This is a genomic window from Veillonella ratti, from assembly GCF_003992115.1.
Taxonomy (GTDB): domain Bacteria; phylum Bacillota; class Negativicutes; order Veillonellales; family Veillonellaceae; genus Veillonella_A; species Veillonella_A ratti.
In genome coordinates this window covers 94,726-118,709 of record NZ_RQUX01000001.1, presented here as the reverse complement: position 1 = coordinate 118,709, position 23,984 = coordinate 94,726, and the positions used below count along the sequence as shown (strand labels likewise).

18 protein-coding genes are annotated in these 23,984 nt (G+C 42.7%); 17 read left to right on the top strand and 1 reads right to left on the bottom strand.

Features of this window, described 5'->3' with window-relative positions; translation table 11 throughout:
- Positions 1-52 precede the first annotated feature (52 nt).
- From EO124_RS00545 to EO124_RS00490, 12 genes are all read left to right on the top strand, one after another.
- Positions 53-352 carry a GIY-YIG nuclease family protein gene (locus EO124_RS00545; RefSeq protein ID WP_127057860.1) on the top strand — a complete coding sequence of 100 codons (300 nt, stop codon included), beginning with the start codon at positions 53-55 and terminating at the stop codon, positions 350-352.
- Between the two features lie 112 nt (positions 353-464).
- Complete coding sequence (locus EO124_RS00540) at positions 465-923, top strand: YwiB family protein (protein WP_021842251.1); 459 nt, start codon at positions 465-467, stop codon at positions 921-923.
- The gene (gene argS / locus EO124_RS00535) at positions 889-2,553 is read left to right on the top strand and encodes an arginine--tRNA ligase (RefSeq protein WP_127057859.1); all 1,665 of its coding nucleotides are present in this window, start codon (positions 889-891) and stop codon (positions 2,551-2,553) included. The genes EO124_RS00540 and argS overlap by 35 nt, the downstream gene beginning before the upstream one ends.
- A 64-nt stretch (positions 2,554-2,617) precedes the next feature.
- A complete protein-coding gene (gene pyrG, locus EO124_RS00530) occupies positions 2,618-4,231 on the top strand; it encodes a CTP synthase (protein WP_127057858.1) in 1,614 nt (537 codons plus the stop codon).
- Positions 4,232-4,233: 2 nt separating this feature from the next.
- Positions 4,234-4,875: a GntR family transcriptional regulator gene (locus EO124_RS00525; protein WP_127057857.1), complete on the top strand. Its 642-nt coding sequence runs from the start codon at positions 4,234-4,236 to the stop codon at positions 4,873-4,875.
- Between the two features lie 239 nt (positions 4,876-5,114).
- The gene (locus EO124_RS00520) at positions 5,115-6,242 is read left to right on the top strand and encodes an ABC transporter ATP-binding protein (RefSeq protein ID WP_127057856.1); all 1,128 of its coding nucleotides are present in this window, start codon (positions 5,115-5,117) and stop codon (positions 6,240-6,242) included.
- Positions 6,243-6,260: 18 nt separating this feature from the next.
- Positions 6,261-7,817 carry an ABC transporter permease/substrate-binding protein gene (locus EO124_RS00515; RefSeq protein ID WP_127057855.1) on the top strand — a complete coding sequence of 519 codons (1,557 nt, stop codon included), beginning with the start codon at positions 6,261-6,263 and terminating at the stop codon, positions 7,815-7,817.
- A 398-nt stretch (positions 7,818-8,215) separates the two neighbouring features.
- Positions 8,216-8,779: an alkyl hydroperoxide reductase subunit C gene (gene ahpC / locus EO124_RS00510; RefSeq protein WP_021842257.1), complete on the top strand. Its 564-nt coding sequence runs from the start codon at positions 8,216-8,218 to the stop codon at positions 8,777-8,779.
- Between the two features lie 640 nt (positions 8,780-9,419).
- Positions 9,420-9,755, top strand: coding sequence for an ArsR/SmtB family transcription factor (locus EO124_RS00505; RefSeq protein ID WP_021842258.1), 336 nt, complete (start codon positions 9,420-9,422; stop codon positions 9,753-9,755).
- An 18-nt stretch (positions 9,756-9,773) separates the two neighbouring features.
- Positions 9,774-10,970, top strand: a complete 1,197-nt coding sequence (locus EO124_RS00500) for a DNA polymerase IV (RefSeq protein ID WP_127057854.1) — start codon at positions 9,774-9,776, stop codon at positions 10,968-10,970.
- Positions 10,957-12,252, top strand: a complete 1,296-nt coding sequence (gene larAH10, locus EO124_RS00495; protein ID WP_127057853.1) for an NPN-dependent 2-hydroxyacid racemase, LarAH10 family — start codon at positions 10,957-10,959, stop codon at positions 12,250-12,252. Before EO124_RS00500 ends, larAH10 begins: the two co-directional genes overlap by 14 nt.
- Positions 12,253-12,468: 216 nt before the next feature.
- Entirely contained in the window at positions 12,469-14,397 is a 1,929-nt protein-coding gene (locus EO124_RS00490) for a hypothetical protein (protein ID WP_127057852.1), read from the top strand.
- A gap of 246 nt (positions 14,398-14,643) precedes the next feature.
- On the opposite strand, the gene EO124_RS00485 is transcribed toward EO124_RS00490, so the two are convergent.
- Positions 14,644-15,594 carry a LysR family transcriptional regulator gene (locus EO124_RS00485; RefSeq protein WP_127057851.1) on the bottom strand — a complete coding sequence of 317 codons (951 nt, stop codon included), beginning with the start codon at positions 15,592-15,594 and terminating at the stop codon, positions 14,644-14,646.
- Positions 15,595-15,821: 227 nt separating this feature from the next.
- Here EO124_RS00485 and EO124_RS00480 point away from each other — a divergent pair, with 227 nt between their 5' ends.
- The 5 genes from EO124_RS00480 to EO124_RS00460 all read left to right on the top strand — a co-directional run bounded on the left by EO124_RS00480 (position 15,822) and on the right by EO124_RS00460 (position 23,798).
- Entirely contained in the window at positions 15,822-16,199 is a 378-nt protein-coding gene (locus EO124_RS00480) for a CidA/LrgA family protein (RefSeq protein ID WP_206512511.1), read from the top strand.
- Positions 16,193-16,912 (top strand): LrgB family protein, encoded by a 720-nt coding sequence (locus EO124_RS00475; RefSeq protein ID WP_021842264.1) that lies wholly within the window; start codon positions 16,193-16,195, stop codon positions 16,910-16,912. Before EO124_RS00480 ends, EO124_RS00475 begins: the two co-directional genes overlap by 7 nt.
- Positions 16,913-17,213: 301 nt before the next feature.
- Positions 17,214-18,029, top strand: a complete 816-nt coding sequence (locus EO124_RS00470) for a sulfite exporter TauE/SafE family protein (RefSeq protein WP_127057849.1) — start codon at positions 17,214-17,216, stop codon at positions 18,027-18,029.
- A 425-nt stretch (positions 18,030-18,454) separates the two neighbouring features.
- Positions 18,455-20,494, top strand: a complete 2,040-nt coding sequence (locus EO124_RS00465; protein WP_127057848.1) for a hypothetical protein — start codon at positions 18,455-18,457, stop codon at positions 20,492-20,494.
- A complete protein-coding gene (locus EO124_RS00460) occupies positions 20,403-23,798 on the top strand; it encodes a YadA-like family protein (protein WP_127057847.1) in 3,396 nt (1,131 codons plus the stop codon). The genes EO124_RS00465 and EO124_RS00460 overlap by 92 nt, the downstream gene beginning before the upstream one ends.
- Positions 23,799-23,984 lie beyond the last annotated feature (186 nt).

Here is a 23,984-nt window from a genome sequence, read left to right as displayed (position 1 = left end):
ACAATAATAAAGATATTAAAGTAGTGCAAACTGTAAACGAGGGGAGGCAGTTATGAGTCAATTTTACACATACATGGTAGAATGTGCGGACGGGTCCTTATACACCGGCTGGACTGTTGATTTGAAGCAACGTGTGGCGGCTCATAACGGTGAAATTCCGGGCGGCGCCAAATATACCAGAACACGCCGGCCGGTGAGCCTCGTGTGGTTTACCGCCTTTGATCGTAAACAGGATGCGCAGTCCATGGAATACCAGGTAAAACGCATGCCGAGGGACCAAAAAAGAGCCTTGGTAGCAGCTTTTAAAAAGGCGAATCCTACGGTAATTGAGGACATTCTTCAAGGCGTTTAAGCGAAGAATTTTCTTAAAATAAAGCTCTTTCTATGGTATAATTAACTGATGTATAGTTTAATAAAATTTTTGATAACAAACGGATGTGTCAAAAGTGGAAAGGAGGACTTCGATGAAGCGCGTTTTAGTTGGTGTAAAGAGTATTCAACGGGATGCGGACGGGCATGATACAGTCATTGAAATGGTTTCTCCCGGTGAATATCACGAAAAAAATGATACAAAATATATTATGTATAATGAAACCGAATTATCCGGAATGGAAGGCTCCCATACAACGATTAAGTTAAAGCCTCGTTCCATTGTATTAATTCGCAATGGCAAAGTGTCTATGCGTCATGAGTATGTGCTCGGCGAGACACGGCAATCAGTGTATGAAACTCCGTTCGGTGAGCTTCACATGGCGTTTAAAACCCATGAATTGGAGTCTGACTTAGAGGACGGCATCGGTAAAATACACTTAGGCTACGACATTTCGGTCAGTGGCGAATGGCAATATTATAATCAATTAGATATCGTATTACAGGAGGATTTGGAGTATGGAACTAAAGGACAAGCTCAAGCAAGGAATTGAGGCGGCAGTAGCAAAAGCATTAGCTGACGGCACATTACCGGAGGGAACGTACCCTGAAGTAGTTTTGGAAGTACCGCCACAGAAAGAATTCGGCGATTTTTCTACGAATATTGCCATGCAATCGGCCCGCGTAGCCCGCATGAATCCGGCAGCTATTGCGGATATCATCATTGCCAATATGGACTATGATTGGCTTGAAAAAGCTGAAAAAGCCGGCGCCGGTTTTATCAATTTCTTTGTGAAAACAGACGCTGTTTACGATACGTTGAAATCCGTGTTGGAACAAGGCGTTTGCTATGGCACACAAGCTACTCGTGATGAAGATACGATTCAGGTTGAATATGTAAGTGCCAATCCGACAGGCCCCCTTCATGTAGGTCATGGCCGTGGTGCAGCTTACGGCAGTGCGTTGGTTAACTTATTGCGCGCCGCCGGTTACAACGTGCAATCCGAATATTACATCAATGACGCCGGTAATCAGATTGATAACTTGGCGAAATCCATTGATGCTCGTTATATGGAACTTCTCGATATGAAGAGTGAATTCCCTGAAAACGGCTATCATGGCCAGGATATTATTGATACGGCACAGAGTATCATCAACTGGCGTGGCGATTTCTTTGCCGTATTGAGCGAAGAAGAACGTTTGCCGTTCTTTAAAGAATTCGGTTTGACTGAAAAGCTTAATGCCTTGCGTGTAAGCCTGCGCAATTTCAATGTGGACTTCGATCACTGGTTCAGCGAACGCTCCTTGCACAGAAGCGGTGAAGTAACCAAAGCTATTCAATTCTTAAAAGACACCGGTGATGTGTATGAAAAAGACGGTGCTTTATGGTTTGCGTCCACGCGCTACGGCGACGACAAAGACCGCGTAGTTATCCGTGAAAACGGCGAACCTACATACTTGGCATCGGATATTGCGTACCATCGCAATAAATTTGAACGCGGTTTTAAAAAGATGATTAATATCTGGGGCGCTGACCATCACGGTTATGTGACGCGCGTTAAAGCGTCCATGCAGGCCCTCGGCTATAATCCGGACCGCTTGGAAATTTTGTTATTACAAATGGTGGCCTTATATCGTGACGGCGAACTTGTAAAAATGTCGAAACGTACCGGCCAATCCGTAACCTTGGATGAATTGATTGAAGAAGTAGGCGTTGATGCGGCGCGTTATTTCTTCCTCATGCGTTCCTTGGACAGCCAATTGGATTTTGATATCAACTTGGCAGCCTCAAAGAGCAATGATAACCCGGTATACTACATCCAGTATGCGCATGCACGTATTCACAGCATTTTCAATCAAGTGAATGAAGCGGGCATCAAATACGGTGATTGGACCGGCGTAAAATTTGATACCTTAACGAGCGAATTGGAACTCGATATTATTAAAAAATTAGGCGCTTACCCTGAAGAAATTCGTCAGGCCGCCGAACATCGTGCGCCACATCGTATTGCCCGTTACTTATACGAATTGGCCGGCATGTTCCATTCGTTCTACAAACAAGGTCGTATTATGGGCGTAGACAGCGATTTGCAACAGGCTCGTTTAGGCCTTATTACGGCTATTGCCGCTGTATTGCGTAACGGTCTTGGTATTTTAGGTATTTCCGCACCGGAAAAAATGTAAGATTTTTTAAAACTGTCGCAGCGTGCGATAGTGTGTAGATACATTCATAGCTTTGGGAGGAATCATGGCAACAAAGTATATTTTCGTAACAGGTGGGGTTGTTTCGTCGTTAGGTAAGGGCATTACTGCAGCGTCCTTAGGTCGTTTGCTTAAGAACCGCGGTATGAATGTAACCATTCAGAAATTTGACCCATACATCAATATCGACCCTGGTACAATGAGTCCGTATCAACACGGTGAAGTGTTCGTTACCGATGACGGCGCTGAAACAGACCTTGATCTTGGTCACTATGAACGTTTTATCGATATCAACCTCGGTAAACGCTCTAATGTAACGGCCGGTAAAGTATATTGGTCCGTTATTAACAAAGAACGTAAAGGTGATTATTTAGGCGGTACCGTTCAGGTTATCCCGCATATCACGAATGAAATCAAACAAAACGTATATCGCGTAGGTAAAGAAGATAACGCGGACGTAGTTATTACGGAAATTGGCGGTACTGTAGGTGATATTGAAAGCTTACCGTTCCTTGAAGCCATTCGTCAGGTTAAAAAAGAAGTAGGCCGCAACGATGTGCTCTACATTCATGTAACCTTGGTACCATACATCAGTGCAGCGGGCGAGTTAAAAACTAAACCGACTCAGCACAGCGTAAAAGAATTGCGCAGTATCGGTATTCAACCGGATATCATCGTTTGCCGTACGGAAAAACACATTTCCGACGAAATGAAAGATAAATTGGCTTTATTCTGTGACATCGATCCGGAAGCCGTTATTGAAAACCGCACTTGTAACACGATTTATGAAGTGCCTTTGATGATGCAAGAAGAAGGCCTTGATGATATTGTTGTTAAGAAATTACAATTACCAGACAAACCGGCTGATATGGTAGCTTGGAAAGAAATGGTAGATAAAATTCTTCATCCTAACAAAGAAATCACCGTGGCCTTGGTTGGTAAATATGTAGCCCTTCACGATGCGTACCTCAGCGTGGCTGAAGCCTTGACTCATGCCGGTATCGCAACGGATACAAAGGTTAATATTAAATGGATTGATGCGGAAGAATTGGAAGAAAACGCATGCAACGTTGCTAAGTTATATGAAGATGTTGACGGTATTGTTGTACCGGGCGGCTTCGGTTATCGCGGTGTAGAAGGTAAGATTCGCACTATCCAATATGCTCGTGAAAATAAAGTCCCTTATCTCGGCTTGTGCCTCGGCATGCAGTCTGCTGTAATGGAATTTGCTCGTAACGTAGCAGGTCTTGAAGCTGCTAACTCTACCGAATTCGACGAAGATTGCATGAACCCTGTAATCGACTTGATGCCGGATCAGGTAGATGTGGATCAAAAAGGCGGCACTATGCGTCTTGGTATCTACCCATGTAAGACTGTAGAAGGCACCAAAGTGCGTGAAGCTTATGGCGAAGACCTCATTTATGAACGTCATCGTCATCGTTATGAATTCAACAATGCATTCCGTCAGGAATTAACGGAAAAAGGCCTCGTAATCAGTGGTACATCCCCTGATAACCGTTTAGTTGAATGTGTGGAACTTAAAGATCATCCTTGGTTCGTAGGTGTTCAGTTCCATCCGGAATTGAAATCCCGTCCTACTAAAGCACATCCGTTATTCAAAGGCTTTGTTGATGCTATTTTGAAAATTAAAGGAATGTAATAGTGAGTAAAACTGTACGTACAGCTCGTTATCAACAAATTGCAGCCGATGTGGCCGGTAAAATTGTATCCGGCGGATATAAGGAAGGGGAGCGTATTTTTGCACGCTCCGCCCTATCGGTTCACTACGGTGTGTCTCCTGAAACTTCGCGCCGAGCCATTGCTTTGCTGGCAGATTTAGGCATTGTCGAAGTGACTAAAGGGAGTGGCTGTACAGTTTTATCTAAGGAGAAAGCCGAACAATTTCGAATGCAATTTAGCGACTTTGATTCGGTGGACTCTTTGCGACGCGAGCTGACTCAGCAAATTGAGAATCAAACAAAATCCCTGCAGGGATTAAAAGAAACGATACAAAAATTAACTGATTCTGTCGGTCATTACCAATATAAAAATCCATTGCAACCTATGAAAATGTCCATTACGGAGGATTGTCGTTATTTAGGGCAGTCCATAGGATCCATTCAATTATGGCAACATACCGGTGTCACCATTGTGGCGATTGAAAATCAAGATAAGACTATGATTATATCGCCGGGACCGTATGCTACTTTTACGGCGGGCGAGGAAATCTATTTTATCGGCCCCACTGACAGTTGGTTGCGATTGGAACGCTTTTTGTATAATACCGATGAAAACGAGGCTTAACAGCCTGTGGCAGATAATCGGTAACACTTTAAGGTTAACTAAAGGTTGACTATATAATTTAATAATTTTATTTACAATATAACGCAATAAGCGCCTGACATGAGTCGGGCGCTTTTTTGTATTATATAGGCCACTATGACATAAAGTAATGCATACTATAATATATTTATAAAAGTCGATATTTGACCAAAGTAACAACCTGATGTTAGAATAGAGTTGTTACTTTAGGGAGGTATTATATGATAGAAATAAAAAACGTTAAGAAACGATATGGAAAAAAAGAAGTATTACATGATATTAGTTTGAATATTCCCGATGGTGAAATTGTTTCACTCATTGGCGGTAGTGGCTGTGGTAAATCCACATTGCTTAAAATGATTAATCGCTTGATACCTATTACAGGTGGCGATATTTATGTAAATGGTGAAAATATTCATGATATGGAACCGGTAGCCTTGCGTCGTAAGATTGGTTACGTTATCCAGCAAACGGGTTTATTCCCTCATATGACAATTCGCAAAAATTTAGAATTGGTTATGGATCTTCATAAGATGCCGCAAGAAGGACGGACTGAGAAGATTAATGAAATGATGGACCTCGTTGATTTATCTCGTGATTTATTGAATCGTTATCCCATTGAATTATCCGGTGGTCAGCAGCAGCGTGTCGGTGTAGCGCGAGCGCTTATTGTCGATCCGGATGTTATTTTGATGGATGAACCTTTCTCCGCGATTGACCCTATTACGCGCGTGTCCTTGCAGGATGAGCTGCGCAGCTTACAAGAAACATTAAAGAAAACGATTGTTTTCGTAACTCATGATATGGATGAAGCCATTAAAATCTCGGACCGTATTTGTTTAATGCGTGAAGGTCATGTAGAACAATACGATACGCCGGAACAAATTTTACGAAATCCTGCTACGGAATATGTAGAATGCTTTATTGGTAAAAACCGTATTTGGAACTCACCGGAGTTCATCAAAGCGGAAGACATCATGATTGATGCCACCAATATTGCCTATCCGAGTGACAGCTTATTCCGTTGTATGAAAAAAATTAAAGATATCCCTCAAGATTTCCTTATTATTGTAGACCGCGGCACGCGTCGTTTTAGAGGCTTAGTTAATGCCCGTATGATTCGTGAGCAAATAAGTTTACAGGGGCCTGTCAGTGAGATTATGGCCCAGCCGAAGAAGTTGGCTCATGTGGGGGATTCCTTATTAGATGTGGTAGAAACAATTCAGACCTTGCACCGTCCGTATATGATCGTACTGGATGATTCTGAACGCCTGGCGGGGGTCATTACACAAAGTAGTTTAATTACCACCTTAGGAAGTCAGTATGTAGATGATGCGGAGGTAATATAATTGGGTATATTTAGTTATATGTTTGAAAATATAGATCAGATTATGCGTCTTTTGTTAGAGCATATCCAGCTAACTGCCATTGCGGTGGGGTTAGCTATTATAGTGGGCTTGCCGTTGGGGATTTTAATCAGCTACGTAAAGCCTTTAAATAAGCCGGTCATGGGGGCTACTAACTTAATTCAAGCGGTTCCCAGCATGGCCTTATTGGGTTTTGCCATTCCGCTTTTAGGGATTGGTACCTTACCATCGGTCATTGTGGTGTTTTTGTATTCCCTCTTACCGATTGTTAAAAATACCTATATCGGCATTAGTCAGATTTCACCGGGCACCATTGAAGCGGCTCGGGGGATTGGCTTAACACGTCAACAAATTTTGTGGAAGGTACAGTTACCGTTAACATTGCCTATGTTAATGGCGGGTGTGCGAATTTCAGCTGTTACGGCCGTAGGCCTTATGACCATCGCCGCCTTTATCGGAGCCGGTGGCTTGGGCTTTTTGGTCTTTAGTGGCATCAGTTCCGTTAATAACGGTATGATTTTGGCCGGGGCGATTCCTGCCTGTATATTGGCTTTGGCTATTGACTGGGTACTGTCTCAAGTGGAGTCATTGGTAACACCGGTCAGTTTGCAGCCTGAGTTGTTGAAAACTCGCTCGACCCTTACGGCTAAACGACGTCGCCAGAAATGGAGTGTCGGCATCGTAGTAGCCTTACTGGTATTTATGTTTGGACAGAATGTATATGCCAATTTAGTCAAAGATCCGAATACGATTCGTATCGGGAGTAAGCAGTTTACCGAACAATTGGTGTTGGGTAATATGCTGGGTGAAATGATTGAAAAAAATACAAATATTAAGGTAGAAAGTCACTTAGGTGCCGGCGGCACCCAGGTGCTGTTTAGTGCCATGGAAAAAGGCGATTTAGATGCGTATATTGATTATACCGGTACGGCCTATGTGGATATTTTAAAACATGATCCCATAAGCGATGAGCAGGAAGTATACGATACAACAAAAGAGGAATTGGCGAAGAAGTATGATGTTGCTTTATTGGCGGCGGCTCCTTTTAGCAATACCTATACGTTGGCGGTAGACCCTGCTGTGGCACAGGCGTATAATTTGCATACCATGAGTGATTTAAGTCAGGTTGCTTCTTCTTTGAAGGCCGGCACTACCCTTGAATTTTTGAATCGTCAGGATGGTTTGCGAGGCGTTCAAAATGAGTATGGTTTTACGTTTAAAGATGCTAAAGGCATTGACGGAGCTACGCGCTATGTGGCATTGTCAAGCGGTGATGTACAGGTAGTTGATGCCTTTTCTACAGATGGGTTATTAAAGAAATATAATCTGACTGTTTTGGCTGATGATAAAGGATTCTTCCCGCCGTATTACGGTGTACCGTTGGTTCGACAAGAGACTATAGAAGAACATCCTGAATTACAAGATGTTATTAATCGTATGATGGCAACCTTAGATACGGATACAATGCGTGAGTTAAATTATCAAGTAGACGTGGAGCATAAGAGCCCGAAAGAGGTGGCCCATAACTACTTAGTTGCTAAAGGTTTAGTAAAATAAATAACTGATATATGAGGCTTTATAAACCGATTTAATGATTGTGGGGATATAAGCTGTATAAAACTAAATAATGTAAGAGGTAAAGCGGTATAGTGGGATTACTATATCGCTTTATTTTTAGATTGCAAAAATGTATCGCCTTTTTTCATAAATTGCATAACTGAAACTCGATTTCATATTGATTTTTTTCGTTGTGTGGTGTATGATAATGATGTAATCAATATAGATTATCCGTTATTAATAACTATCAATTAGCGACATTATATATTCAAAATAGAGAGCACTGTATATTTGTTCTAATAGCAAGTTAGATTGCTTTTACTGTTTGGCAATAATGTAGCTTATGATAGTTTAGCGTATAGTAAAGTATGTATTTAAACACAAGGAGTGACTCACAAATGGCAATTATCGGCAAAGAATTACCTGATTTTTCCTTACAGGGTTTCCGTAATCCCGACGTAGTAACAGTAACTAAAGCAGATGTAGTTGGCAAATGGAGCGTATTCGTATTCTATCCGGCCGATTTCACATTTGTTTGCCCTACAGAATTGGAAGATTTACAGTCCCATTATGCAGAATTACAGGAAATGGGCGTAGAAGTATTCTCCGTATCCGTTGACTCCGAATTCGTACATAAAGCATGGGCTGATGCTTCGCCAAACATCGCTAAAATTCAGTACACCATGTTAGCTGACCAGAAACATGAACTCGCTGATTTCTTCGAAACGTTCTCCGAAGAAGAAGGCCGTGCTTACCGTGGTTCTTTCGTAGTAAATCCGGAAGGCAAAGTAGAAACTGCTGAAATCCACAACATGGGTATCGGTCGTTCTGCCGATGAATTGGTTCGTAAAGTACAGGCTGCTCAATTCGTAGCTAAACATGGCGACCAGGTTTGTCCTGCTAAATGGAAACCGGGTGCTGATACCTTAAAACCGGGTCTTGACCTTGTAGGTAAATTATAAGATTTCCCCAAGCTTTTCCTTAGTTTAACCAGTTAATAAATGAACAGCAAGTCCCTCCCTACAGAAGGCTGTTCATTGACATATTTAGGAGATCCCTTTTCTTAAAATCAGCGGCGCGAGTTTGTCTCGGCCGCTGATTTTTTTGTTTGAATACATTTGATTTTTTGTGAACGTTGAATGAAAAAATAACAATTCGAAATTGATTTGTTTTGAAAAATTTTGGGTATTTATTCACTTTTTTAGTGGCTATATTCAACTTTAGTCAATGAGTTTTACCGAAATTGTGTTCGGAGAAGCAGAAATCAAGATAGTTGCGGGGGATGTATAATGAAAGACTACTTTTGTATATTATTGCAAAGTTGTTTTTGTCAAGGCTAAAAGCAGTAAAGCCTTATAAAAATGAGGTGAAAATGATGGATTTTGGTGTGCTAACTTATTCAAAATAATTAATAATTATGAATTAACAAACCGTGAAAGCCTTTGTCGAATAAGTGTTTGTAAGTTAGTGCTTTTTTTCATATATTTATCGAAAACTTGAAACATTGAAATTATTAGATTTATCTTGCGTTTTAGTATATAATATATTACATAGAATAAGGCGAAAGGGTAATGGCTAAGGTTAAAAAAAGGAGTATTGGGCATGGAAGTATCATACGAAAGATTGGCAACGATTTTTAAAGCATTGAGTGATGAAACTAGATTGCATATCATTGACATGTTGTCATGTAATGAGTTATGTGCTTGTGACATTTTGGCAAGCTTCAATTTGTCGCAGTCTACGTTGAGCTATCACATGAAAATTTTGATTGATGCAGGTGTTGTTAACTCGCAGCGTAACGGGTTATGGACACGCTATTCAATCAATGAAGAAACTTTTGATGAGTTAGTTAAGATCTTACCTGACTTGTACAAAACCAAAGATGAATGTATTTGCGCTCAGATTAAATATTGTCGCTTAGAAGATAAACCTGAATAAGAAACTACAGGAGTTAATATGAGACGCTGGATTATGCACGTGGATATGGATGCCTTTTATGCATCAGTTGAACAACGCGATAATCCCGAGTATAGAGGCCGCCCGGTTATCGTTGGCGGCCTTTCTTCGCGTGGTGTGGTATCTACTGCGTCGTACGAAGCTCGTAAATTAGGAGTGCATTCGGCCATGAGTATGGCCAAGGCTCGTGAACTTTGTCCGGACGGTATTTATTTATGGCCTCGTTTCGAAGTGTACCATGCTATTTCAGAAAAGGTCCATGCTATTATGGAACGCTATTCACCCTATATTGAGCCTTTATCGTTAGATGAAGCCTTTTTGGATATAACGGGTCTCCATAATCGTTTTGACGGTCCTTATGCGGTCGGTAAGGCTATTAAAAAGGATATATTAGATGCGACCGGCCTTATAGCGTCGGTTGGCCTCGCACCGAATAAGTATTTGGCAAAACTGGCTTCGGATATTAGAAAGCCCGATGGCTTAGTGGTGATACCTTATGGCCAGGAAGCCAAATTTATTGCCAATCTGCCGGTTAAACGCTTGTGGGGCGTAGGGAAACAAACAGAAAAACGGCTACATGAAGCGGGTTTTTATAAAATCGGTCAAATTGCGGCGCTTGCGGAAGAGTCGAAATTGCGACCCGTAGCGGGCAATCAGGCCAAACGGCTCTACGATTTGGCTCGCGGCATTGATGATCGACCGGTAGAATATGATCGCATGATTCATTCCATCGGCAATGAATTGACGTATGAAACAGATTTGACCGATGAAGCTGTTATTGACCGCGAATGGCATTATTTTGCCCATAAAGTGGCGAAGCGCTTGCGGCAGCAAGGCTTGAAGGGCCATACTATTTCCATTAAGGTACGTTTTAACGATTTTAAGACTATAAGTCGTCAAAAACGCATAGATATGCCTACTGACAATGAAGAAACACTATACCGTATAGGATTGATGTTGTATAATAAACTAAACATTGATAAACCGATTCGCCTTTTAGGGCTTACGGTCAGCGATTTTGCCGATGAATGGGGGCAGACATCTTTATTTGAGAGTGAAGTGTCACAGGATGAATTGGCAAAGACTGTAGATGACTTGGAAGAAAAATTCGGTGAAGGTATTGTTATGAAAGGGGCCCTTTGGGAGCGCTTGGCCCAGCAAAAGAGAGAGGAAGAGAATAACGATGAAACATTTTAAATTGAAGTATGGCAACGGCGAGGTTGAATTTGATTTACCCACTCAAGAAGTAGTAGATGTTGTGGAAGGGGCGGACTATCCCGCTATTGAAGACATTCCGGCAGCGCTTCTTGAAGCTTTGGATAATCCAATCGGCACGGCGCCGTTAAAAGATATTGTGCAGCATGATGAAACGGTATGTATCGTTGTATCTGACATTACGCGTGCGTGGATTCGCTATGATGCTTACTTACCTACTTTGCTTAATTATTTGAACGAAGCGGGTGTGCCGGATGAAAAGATTTTCCTTTTAATCGCTTATGGCGCTCATCGTCTTCAATCGGAAGCGGAATCTCGTTCGGAGTTTGGCGACGAAGTAGTTAATCGCGTTCGCATTGAACACAGTAGCGGTATCAATCCGGACAGTCATTTCCGTCATATCGGTGAAACATCTCATGGTGTACCGATTGAAGTGAATGAACTCGCTTTAGATGCGGACCGTCTCATTTTGACGGGCGGTATCGTATACCACTTGATTGCCGGTTTTGGCGGCGGTCGTAAGGCGATTTTACCGGGCATTTCGTCCTATCAGACGATTCAAAAAAACCACAATCTTTGCTTGTCGGAAGAGATTGGTGGCGGTACGAAACCTGAAATCGTAAGCGGTAATATTACGAATAATATTATGCATGACGATCAGATGCAACATGGTCGTGCCGTAGAAGCCGATTTCCTCATTAATTCCGTTGCGAATACGGAAGGTAAATTAGCTAAGTTCGTGGCCGGTCATTGGGAAGATGCATGGCTGGAAGGCACGAAATTAGTTAAACAGATTTACGGGGTACCGGTTAATGAATTGGCTGACTGCGTTATCGCTTCGGCAGGCGGTTATCCGAAAGATATTAACTTGTATCAAGGTGTTAAAACCCAGGTTAATGCGGTGCTTGCATGTAAACCGGGCGGCGTGGTTATTCTGCTTATGGAATTGCCGGATATTCACGAACCGGAAGAATTCCTCGGTTGGTTTGATACCCGTGATTTGAAAGAACGGGAAATTAAATTGCGTAACGGCTTTACCGTACCGGGATTTATTGCTTTCCATTTAGGCGAAGATTTTCAGAAATATCGCCATATTTTGGTGACGAAACCGGAAAATAAAGAAATTTGTGATCGCGTGGGCATCGATGTAGTAACATCCATTGACGAAGCCATCGAGCTTGCGAACAAATTAATCGGTCGCGATGATTACACCGTAACTGTTATGCCTCTCGCCAGCAACACGGTGCCTTTATTGAATAAATAATTCCTGCATAGGATTACTTTAATAGAGAATTAGGTTATAGATTAACTGTTTAGATTGGTATTTTTAAGAAATTTGTTTTAAGATAGAGATAGATTCACCGAATCCGGGTGTGTAGGGATGGCTTAAAAAGCCAGCACTCGATGATATAGATTTGCTTTTTACTGTTTTTAGCTTAATATTTATTACCAAAGGTATAGGAAGATGGGAGCTGGAAGTATGCATAATCGTCATGGCATCATTGGTAAGTCTGTTATTGAATCGGTTCGTCGTTCGTTACAGAATAAGTATGCTGAGGATCGTCATATTCAGCAGTTAATAGAAGAGCTGGATAGTACTGAAGACTTGACATATGAAGAACTTCATATTACGCGTCAGGCCTATGAAGAAGTGAAAGCACGCTTATTTTATACGGCGTTATTGGACAGTTTATGGCAGGAAATCGATGAAACACAAGACTTGCTAGAGCAGCTTCATATATATGATTCCTTGGAAGATGAATTTCAGGCCCAAGGGGATGAACTAACCAGTGAAGAATTAAACATAGATCAAGTGGATTTGGCGGATGTAGATGTTTCGGAAAGACCGGTTGCATTACGCCAAGCCGGTACGGTAGCGGCACGTCGTGAAGGCGCTGTAGCTACGCGTCAAGATGGCACAGTAGTGACCCGCCAGGATGGTTCTGTTGTGAATCGCCAAGATGGGGCGCTGGTAAATCGCCGTGACGGCTCGGTAGTACCACGTCAAGATGGTACCCTTGTGGCTGAACCGACGGCAGCTAAAACACAGGCAGTGGCAGCTGATGCCATTACTGATAGAGATATTCCGCAATCGTCTTTAACACATAGTGTAAAAGCTGATGCGGATGACAATTTATTGGCAGGAACGAATGCTGTATTGAATGCGGGGGTGAGAACGGCCGATTCGGCGGCGTTTGCAGCTGAGGTGGATGATGACGAGGATGACGGTCATACCGTATTTCCGACATCGGAAATCTTTTTGCAAGATATTTTGGACATGTTGAGCCAAAACTTGCCGGATGGCAAAGAGGGAACAATGACGCTTGAAGATTTGATGCTCCATACGGAGTGGAAAGAATTTAAAAAACTCGCTAAGCAGGCTAAAAAATCTATTAAAAAAGCCCATAAAGCAGCGAAAAAAGAAGCTAAGAAAGTCGCGAAAGAAGCTGAAAAAGCAGCTAAAGCGGCTGAAAAAGAAACAAAAAAAGCATTGAAAAAAGCGAAACACGCCAAAAAAGGCGTGCAAGAGCGCAGCGAAGAATGGTATCAAAATTTGGAAGAGTTGACTGATGATGTAGCTAACACCGCAGCTGACAAAACAAAAGAGATTTCCAAAACAGCTGGCAGTGTAGCAACAGCAGTGCAGTCAAAAGTGAATGATGTCAAAGGAAAGGTGGTAGACGAAATGTCCACTAAAGAAGAATTAGCCAAGAATTTGAATCAAGCCACTGATGGCAAAGCAGAAGAAGTTGTTGAAAAAGTTTCCGACAAAGCTGAAGAATTGGCCGGTAAAGCTGAAGACTTAAAAGACCAAGCTGTTGATAAAGCTGAAGAATTAAAAGATCAAGCAACTGATAAAGCAGAAGAGTTAAAAGATAAAGCGTCGGACAAAGTTGATGAATTATCCGACAAAGCAGCTGATTTAAAAGATCAAGCAGCCGATAAAGCGGAAGAGCTTAAAGAGCAGGCTTCCGATAAAGTTGACGAATTGGCAGACAAAGCGGATGACTTAAAAGACCAAGCGTCGGAAAAAGTTGATGAACTCGCTGATAAAGCGCAAGACTTAAAGGAACAGGCTTCCGATAAAGTTGACGAATTAGCTGATAAAGCAGCTGATTTGAAAGACCAAGCAATTGATAAAGCGCAAGATTTAAAAGAACAAGCATCTGACAAAGTAGATGAATTAGCCGACAAAGCGGCTGACTTAAAGGGCCAAGCTGCCGATAAAGCCGATGAAGTAGCAGAACGAGCTCAAGAAGTAGCTGACAAAGTAGTCGATCATATTTCCGAAGTAGCGGATAATATGAAAGAAAGCGCTCGTGGTGCGGCTTTGGGCGTATTGGACTTCATCGATGATGCCCTGCAAAAATTACATAGCAATTCGGATGATAAAAATCAAAAAAAATAAAACGCCTTGGTAAGAAATTACCGGACCTACACGAGACGACCAAGGCGGAAAAGAAAGCCTTGCTGACCGACAGTAAAGGTCGTTGTCAAGTGTGCGGTAACCATTGCCGACCGGTGAAAGAAAAATGCAAAAAACGACAACGTGCATTGGAGAAACTATTAAAGTAATTGATTACCTGCATAGTTTCGCATAGTGAATGAAAATAGCCCCTTACAGCGATTGCTGCAAGGGGCTTGTTTTATGTGATTATTTAGAATCGCCGAAAATAGTAGGTGCAGGTCCCGGATCTTCGCCGTGAACCAGGCGTTCCTCCACTACGTGGGAGCGGAAGTAGTTAACCCACAGGCGAATGGCCGGTACAATCATGGATTGTTCGTTCCAAATCATGCCGAGCACCCAATTGATGCGGGGCTCGATAGGAATCGAAACTAACTGCTCCTTATTAAGACGTTCGCAGATTGTCTGCGGTAAAATGGCCGTGCCGAGACCGCTTTTTACAAGCTCCGTAATGAAGTCCCAGTTGTTGCTTTGCGCTACGATTTGCGGTACTACACCGATTTCCTGGAAACGACCGAGAATAATATCGTATAAGGAAAAAGACGGATGGAAGAATACGAGCGGCTCCTTACGAATTTCGTGGAGTGTAATGGACTCGTAATTGGCAAACGGCGAATCGGGCTGCATCACATAATATAATGGTTGATGATTAAAAATATAGGTCTGCGTATCCGGATTGGTAAAGTCTGATACGGGGAGTGTTACGAAACCTACCTGCAACTGATTGTCCTGTACAAGCTGGGCGATTTGCGGTGAACCGTGTTCGCTTACCTTTAAAGAAATTTGCGGATAGGCGGCCATGAAATCGCGAATAATCGGGGATAAGAAGGAAGAACCGATCATCGGAGGGATACCGAGGCTCAATTCGCCCGATTCCGTATCATTCGTGTGGTGCATCTGGTGTTCAAGCACTTCAAATTGCCTCACTAAGGCTTCAATCTGCGGCAATACGGCGCACGCTTCATTGGTGAGCTCGATGCGATGCCCGCGACGGCGGAATAATTGCTTGTTCCATTCTCCTTCCAACAGACGTACCGCTTTACTTAACGACGGCTGGCTTACATGTAAAGTTTGGGCTGCCTTCGTAAAACTCTTCTGGCGAGCTACTTCGACAAAATATTTTAAATGGGTAATGTCCATATAATCCTCCTGCAATATAATCTACATCTATTATAGCTAAAAAGAATACGGCCGTATAGGGAAAAAATATTATTTTTTTAAGAAAAAATGAGATACAATAAGTCATGACAGCGGGGATATCGAAAAATCCCTATGCGAGTACACAATAAATACAACATTCGTTTATTGAATGAAGACATAATATATTGCAAAATAAAAATTAGTCGATATGTAGGAGGCGTTTGAGGATGAAACGTGTGGCGATTGTAGTAGGTCAGATTCTATTGCTCGCCTTTATAGGAGTGTTAGGGGGCTACCTAAAAGAATGGTTGCACCTGCCATTACCGGGGACTTTGGTGGGCATGATTTTGTTATTTTTGTTGCTCTGCTCAGGCATTATCAAGCTTAACTGGGTGGAACAAGGGGCGGCCGTTTTAATCGGGGAACTCTTACTGTTCTTCATTCCGTCCGCTATAGGGGTTATTCAATATACACAATTATTCGGCAGTACGGGGGCTATGCTCTTGGGCGTTATCGTAACGAGTATTGTAACACTCTTGATTTCCGTTACGGTTATTACCTTGAGTGTTATGAAATTACGTAGAAAGGGGTACAAATTATGGTAAATTATTCACCGTTTCAGATGATTAGTATTCATATCATCGAATCGTTAGTGGGCACTGTAGTTTTGTATTTTCTTTTTAAAAAATTGTATGAACGTTCCGGCAAAAAACTCTATTTTACGCCTTTATTGGGCGTGCCGGTAGTTATCGGTTTATTTCTCGTAACTATGAACATTCCGTACGATGTATATCAGGAAGGCAGTCAGTACATCACGATGATGTTGCAACCGGCCACCGTGGCCTTTGCGGTGCCTTTGTATAAATTCCGTGGCGTAGTAAAAGAATATTTTATTCCGCTCTTGGTTGTTATCGGCATGGGTTGTTCGGTGGCGTTCTTGGGTTCTATGGGACTCGCCGAACTTATCGGACTTAGCCCTGAACTCGTTCACAGCATTGCACCGCGTTCCGTAACGACGCCGCTAGCCTTAGCTGCGTCTGATACAATGGGCGGCGATCCTACGATTACGGCCATTCTCGTAATTGCAACCGGCCTTATCGGCATGATTATGACCACCATGATGATTAAACGGGCTCATATTCATAACCGTTTGTTAAAAGGTATGCTTTACGGCATTTCGGCTCATGGTACCGGCACTGCCAAAGCGTATGAAGACGGTCCTAAAACGGGCGCCATTGCCTCTTTGGCTATGATTTTTATGGGAATTATGACGACCGTAATTGCACCTATCGTAACGGCCGTATCCGCCGTTTTATAGGCAAAAACAACTAAATATACCGATTTAAGGTAGTTCCTTGATTGACACGAACAATCAGTTAACTATATACGTATTTACACACACTTACACAAACTTACGTAAACAAAAACGCCATCATTTGCGGGATTGTAGCTGAATCACGAACAGCTATAACCAGGAAGTGATGGCGTTTCTGTTTATTTTGCGATATACTGAATAAAAATATGGATATAATCAAATACGTGGCGAGTTTGCAGTATTAAGAGCAGTTACGCTATTTTAAATCGGTGTTTTGAAAAAGAGAAATGAGGTTGAGTCGGCTATGGATGGGGCAACAGGATTAATATTAGGTATGTCGTGGGGTGTGCTTTTGGGATTTATTGTGCTTGGGATTGGCGTAGGAGCCTTCGGGACGCTCATAGGCGCCGGGGGTGGCTTAATCTTCGTGCCGGTATTCTTATACCTATTTACCGACTGGTCGCCGGCCATGGTAGTCGGTACATCGCTCACCATTGTTATGTTCAATGCTATGTCCGCTTCGACCGCGTTTATTAAGCAGAAAAAAATACTCTACAGTGCGGCAATCTGGTTTACGCTGGCTACGATTCCCGGATCCTACCTTGGCGCCGTCGCGTCGGAAGGCTTCGACATATCCATGCTGAAATTCTGGTTCGGTTTGTTCCTACTCTGCATGTCGACCTTTATCGGCTATAAAAACTGGACTAAAGGGCAACGTAAGGAAGAGTCTTTGCAGCTCCATGAGTTGACCTATAGTAAAACTATCGGTTGTTTAATCAGCGTGGTAGTCGGCTTTATTTCCAGTGTTTTCGGCATCGGCGGCGGCCTTATTCACGTGGCGGCGCTCGTGTATATCTTGGGTTTCCCGACACATGTGGCAACGGCAACGAGCCAGTTTATATTATTCTTATCCACGATTACAGGTGTAATCACCCATTATTCCTTGGGCCATATTCAATGGAATATCGCCATTGCCTGCGGTATCGGGGCTGTCATTGGAGCTCAGCTTGGTGCGGCCATTGCTAAACGTCTTAAAGCTACCAGTATACTTATGGTGTTCTCTATAGGAGTAGGGATTTTGGCACTGCGGTTGATTTGGTCGTCGGGCATGTTGTGGTAAGATGCTCGGCCATTAGTGAATTACAATTGAATATTGATGACATCTAAGATGGGAACCGTTACAAGGCAAGTTTAATTGCTTTGGACGGTTCTTTTTTTGTTGGAAAATAAGATACTTACTAAAATTTTATCAATGGATTATCATAAAAATTTGATGATTGTAGGGAGATAGTTATAGTATGAATTTGTTGAGCGTATAAGGGTTAAATGAACTGGCATAGCTTGTTTTATCAAAGAAAACTATGTTATATTGATTGCATTTTTGGTAAATGTGATAAATGTGAACTGATAGTCACATTGACCCTACATGATAAAAGTGCTAGCATTTAATTATAGTGAACATTTGATGAATTTAAAAGGGGTATAAATTGAGTTCATCACATGGTAAAAGTGTTATATGGTATAGGGTATGAGAGGAGTTTTAGGATGGAAACAAAACATCAAAATCGTCGACGTATGGTTAAGGCTTCTTTGAGCAGTGCCGTATTATTGAGTTTGTTATTAGGCGGGCAAGTTTTGGCGGCAGATAATATCGTTGTAGACAGTGGTATCGCTACGGGGACGACGAATACCGTAACTGATGACAAAACGGCTCGTGTCGTGGGGACGGAAAACAAGGTGACCGGCAGTGAAGATGCCAATGTTATTGGGGATACTAATACGGTTGAAGACACCAATGGCGTTAATATTGTAGGTAATGATAATAAGGTCACCAAGAGCTACCCATGGCAGGGTGGAACAAGATATGAAGCCAGCGTTGATACTCGTATTTTGGGTAATAACAACGAAGTACGAGGCAGTCGTAAACAAAATGTTATCGGTGATAATAATAAAATAATCGGTCGAGATGTTGGTACGGTTACCGACTATGGTCACCCTGAAGGTCGTGAACCTAATATTTCCGATTTAACCATTGGTCGCGGTAATGTCCTTACCGGTAATGATACATATCGTAATGAATGGGATGCTTTAACGGTTATCGGTAATAATAATGCGATTAGAGGTGCGAATGCAGGTATTATTATCGGTGATAATCAAAAAGGTAATAACATTAAAGATTCTGTTATTATCGGTTCTTTATCGCCGGAAGAAAAAAATACTATCGGTGAGGGAAATAGAAATGTAGTTGTCGTCGGTTATCATACCATAGCCGGCGATGGTAGTACGGCAGTAGGTCAAAGAACACAGAACTTGGGAATAACAAGTACAGCCGTGGGAGTTCGTTCAACTGTCAAAGATACAAATATCTATGGTTCTGTTTATGGTATCGATAATAAACTTAGTTATGAAAGCGAAAGTGAAAAGGGGCCCGGCGGCTCTATTGCAACAGGTGCTTATGGGATGCTCAATAAGGTTGATTCCTCACTGACTTCTATGGTTTTCGGTACCGGTAACCGTATAACAAATGCTTTCGGTAATGTAAACGAAGGAATTGAAGGTGGATTCCTTTCCGGTCGTTGGGGCGAAGTCTATTTCCATACGCCTGATGATTTCGGTTATACAGATCATCTATCTGAAATCATGGGTGATTTTGCTGTTCTTAACGGTGGCTCCGTGTTTGCCATGGGGAACGGTAACGTATCGGATTATGCAAGACGTTCAGCCATCTTTGGGACAGGTAACGTTTTGAATGGTACGGAAAGTGCAGTCAGTGACTATAATATGGTTACCGGCTATCTAAATAAGGCAACGAATGTCAATAACGTGTCTGTTATGGGGACCGGCAATAAGCTAAGTGATGCTACAAGAGATGTTGTTATTGGTGATTATCATATCTTGTCCGGAGGTAATAACAATGTTATTCTTGGGGCGATGAGAACTAAAGATGGCTACGAAGAACAGACTTATACTCCTCAGAGCTATGATCATACAACCCCTGATAAATATTGGGTAGGAGATACGTTGCACTATGCGGTAAAGGTGCAAAAACCGATACGTGAACATACGGAAAATATCAGCAACGCCGTTATGCTTGGCTATAATACAGACGTGCAGCATGATGGCGGCGTGGCTATCGGCAGTAATTCAGTAGCTTCAGTCGATAAAGGGGCTTTGGGGTATAGTCCGGTTACTGGCAAAGTTTTTGAAAATGAAGCGGCTATTGTTGCCTATGTTGGCAAGGCGGATAGATTAGCTGAGCTAAATAACAGTATACCTGATTTGGAAACAGCTCTTTCGACAGCAAAAGCTGATTATGAAACTAAGGTTTCCGATTATCTGGCTAAGAATGCTGATTATGTTCAAGCTGTACATGCTTATAACAGCATTGACCATGATTCGGATCAAGGACGAAAAATTAAAGAGCAGATGGATGCGGCTAAGACTGCAAATGATGGGGCGAGAGAGGCTATGAATACGTCCGAAACAGCCATGAATGATGCCAATAAAGCTTACGGCAGCTGTATCGGAAAAAACTCGGATTACGTCCGCTTGGCAGTCCGGTGCGGCGGCTGTTTCCGTCGGTGATAGTGAAACAGGTCTAACTCGTCAGATTACTAACGTAGCGGCTGGGACAGAAGATACAGACGCGGTTAACGTGGCTCAATTAAAGAGTATTGCGACGAAGGTTGATGAAAATTCCATTCACTATTTCTCAACGAAGAGCGCTCAAACTTCTGCCGGCACGAACTACGCAAATGATGGTGCTACCGGTAAAGACAGCATTGTTATCGGTATTTCTTCCAAGTCAGACGGTAATAACAGTGTTGTTTTAGGGAATAACACGACCGTTACGGGCGTTAAAAATGGCAGAAACAATAGCATCGTTGTCGGTCATAGTATCGAAGTGGACGGTACCCATAATGCTGTGTTTGCAACTGACTACAATAACGGTGACAATAAATTGACTAAAGTATACGGTGAGCAGAATACCGTTCTCGGTGTGGGCAACTTAGTCGGTTATACGGCAGTACGAAATGGCAATAGTTGGGATTATACAAAGAATAACTCCGGCAGTGATCAGAATGTGGCGGTCGGGTTAACGAATACCGTGAGTGGCGGCAGCGTTGTCATCGGTACCAATTCTGTGGTACAAGCGTTAGGCACGTCTATTGGTCATGGAAATAATATTTTAGGAGATCGGTATACCGGTGGAGACTGGCGCGTTGCTGTAGGTAACTATATAACGGCTAAAGGTGACAAAGCCGTGGCTATCGGTAATGGCGTCAATGTGAATGCCTGGGGTGGTATTGGTATTGGCGCTAACGATCCAATTGGATGGAACAGAACGATAGTTAGCGGGAAAAATGCGATAGCTATCGGCTCTCTAGCTCAAGCTACAGCTGAAAATGCCCTTGCCCTAGGGTATAAAAGTGTGGTAACAGGGGAGAATGCAACAGCTATCGGTACCAATACGAAGGCTTCCGAAGCAAAAGGCGTTGCCTTGGGAGCTGATTCGGTAGCTGATACTGCAGCCGGTATAGCCGGTTATGATCCAACCACGAAAGGTGGTTCAACGGACACGACAAGTACTTGGAAGGCCACTCGGGCAGCCGTATCCGTCGGTGGCGGTACGAGTAGTTATACTCGTCAAATTACTAACGTAGCTGCCGGTTTTGCTGATACGGATGCGGTCAATGTAGCTCAGTTGAAGAAAGTTCAGACACAGCTTGATGCTAATTCTGTTCATTATTTCTCGACGAAGAGTTCTCAAACAGGGGCCGGCACCAATTACTTAAACGACGGAGCTAGCGGTACAGATAGTATCGTTATCGGAATTTCTTCCAAGTCGAGTGGTAATAACAGTGTTGTTTTAGGCAATGGTGTTAGTGTTGTAGGAGATAAAAATATTTTTAATAGCAGTATTGTTGTAGGTCAGAATATTGATGTTGACGGCACACATAACGCTGTTTTTGCTACAGATTACGAAAATGGCGATTATAAAACGACTAAAGTATTTGGTGAGCAGAATACTGTTCTCGGGGTAGGCAACTTAGTTGGTTATACGGCAGTTCAAAATGGTAATAGTTGGACGTATACCAAGAATGACTATGGATCCGATCAGAACGTTGCGGTAGGTTTATTGAATACGGTAAGTGGTGGCAGTATTGCCGTTGGTACCAGCTCTGAAGTGCAGACACTAGGCACCTCCTTTGGTCATGGGAATAAGATTCAAGGCAGTATGCTGGAAGGCGGTCAGTTGCGCGTGGCTTTAGGCAACTATTTGACGGTAAAAGGTGAAATGGGCTTAGCGGTGGGTAATTCTGCTAAGGTTGATGGCGATTGGGCTATTGCGATTGGCAATAATAATCGTGATGAAGAAAAAACGACTACTGTTAAGGGTGAGAGTTCCATTGCTATGGGCACAGCTACAACTGTTGATGGCGGTTGGGCTACGGCTATAGGTAGTTATAGTGAAGTTACGGGTAAGAGTGCGACGGCAGTGGGCAGTTACAGTATTGCTACCGGCGAGCGTGCCACGGCATTTGGTAATGTTGCCCAAGCTAAGGCAGCCTATTCTTTGGCCGTAGGTGCTTTTGCAACGGCTGAGGCTTCTCAATCTGTGGCTATTGGTGGTTATGGTGCTACGGCAAAAGCTAATCACAGCGTTGCCTTAGGTTCATTTAGCGTAGCTGATAGAGTAGGTAGTGTCTTCGGTTATGATCCATTGACGAAAAAAGACTCTACAAGTAATGCAGCTGCTTGGAAATCTGTTCTTGGGGCTGTATCAATTGGTGGAACCATCGATTATGGTAATGGTATTACCGGACAAGCGACTCGTCAGATTACCAATGTAGCAGCCGGCTCTGCTGATACGGATGCCGTTAACGTGGCTCAACTTAAACAAGTTCAACAGTCTATTTCAGATGCTGTGAAGGAAGGTAAGACGATTATTGAAGCGGGCGACAATATTACTGTTGCAAAAGGATCTACTGAAAATAGTTACAAGATTACCGCTAAAGATACGACACTTAAGGATTCTGACCGCGCCCTCAGCCTTGACGGCAATAAGTTGAAACTAGAAATCGAAGATACAGCTGGTAATAAGGTATCCGGTAGTGTTGAGTTAGATCAAATCGGTTCTGCTATTGATACGAAGAATACCATTGCGAAAGCCGAAGGCGGGCATATTGACTTCACCACTAAAGCCAATGATGTTGGCGGTACAGAATACTCACTCAGCGTTGTAACCGATGGTAAGATTGAATCCGGTAATATGGGTATTGTTACTGGTGATACGGTATATAATGAAACACGGGTTGCTAAAGATGGTGCCTACATCAAACAGGCCAATTCTGCTGCTGAAAACTTATCCGTTTTAGATAGCCAGGTTAAAACAAACACGGATAGTATCGCCAATATTAATAGCAATGTTATTAACTTGAACAGCCAGGTTAACAAGTTGGATTCACGCATTAATCGTGTCGGTGCCGGTGCCGCCGCGTTAGCCGCTTTGCATCCGCAAGATTATGATCCGACTGCTAAATGGGATTTTGCTGCCAGTTACGGTAACTACAAATCGGCTAATGCCGTAGCTATCGGTGCGTTCTATCGTCCAACGAATGACTTGTTATTCTCCATCGGCACCAGTATGGGCGGTGGTGAAAACATGTTTAACGCCGGCGTCAGTGTTAAGTTCGGTAGCAGCAATGAGTATTCGAATTACTCGAAATCTGCCTTAGCTGAAGTTGTATCTGAACAGTCAAAGCAATTAGCAAACCAAAATTCTACGATTGAAGAATTACGAGCTCAGGTTCAACAACAGGCTCAGGAAAATGCGGAATTACGTACACAAGTACAGGAAATTATGCGCCAGTTGGCTAATAAATAGTTAAATCTAAACCGGCGTTATCAGTTTCTAATATGGCAGCTGTGTGAGATAGTTAAATTGGCGCCTCTTTAATTAAGTAAAAACGGGATTGTTCCCAGGTAATAACCTTGGAACAATCCCGTTTTACTTTATAAGTCTATATGTCTTACCGCCGATAAGGCCTTGTCCGTATATAGAATCTTTTAT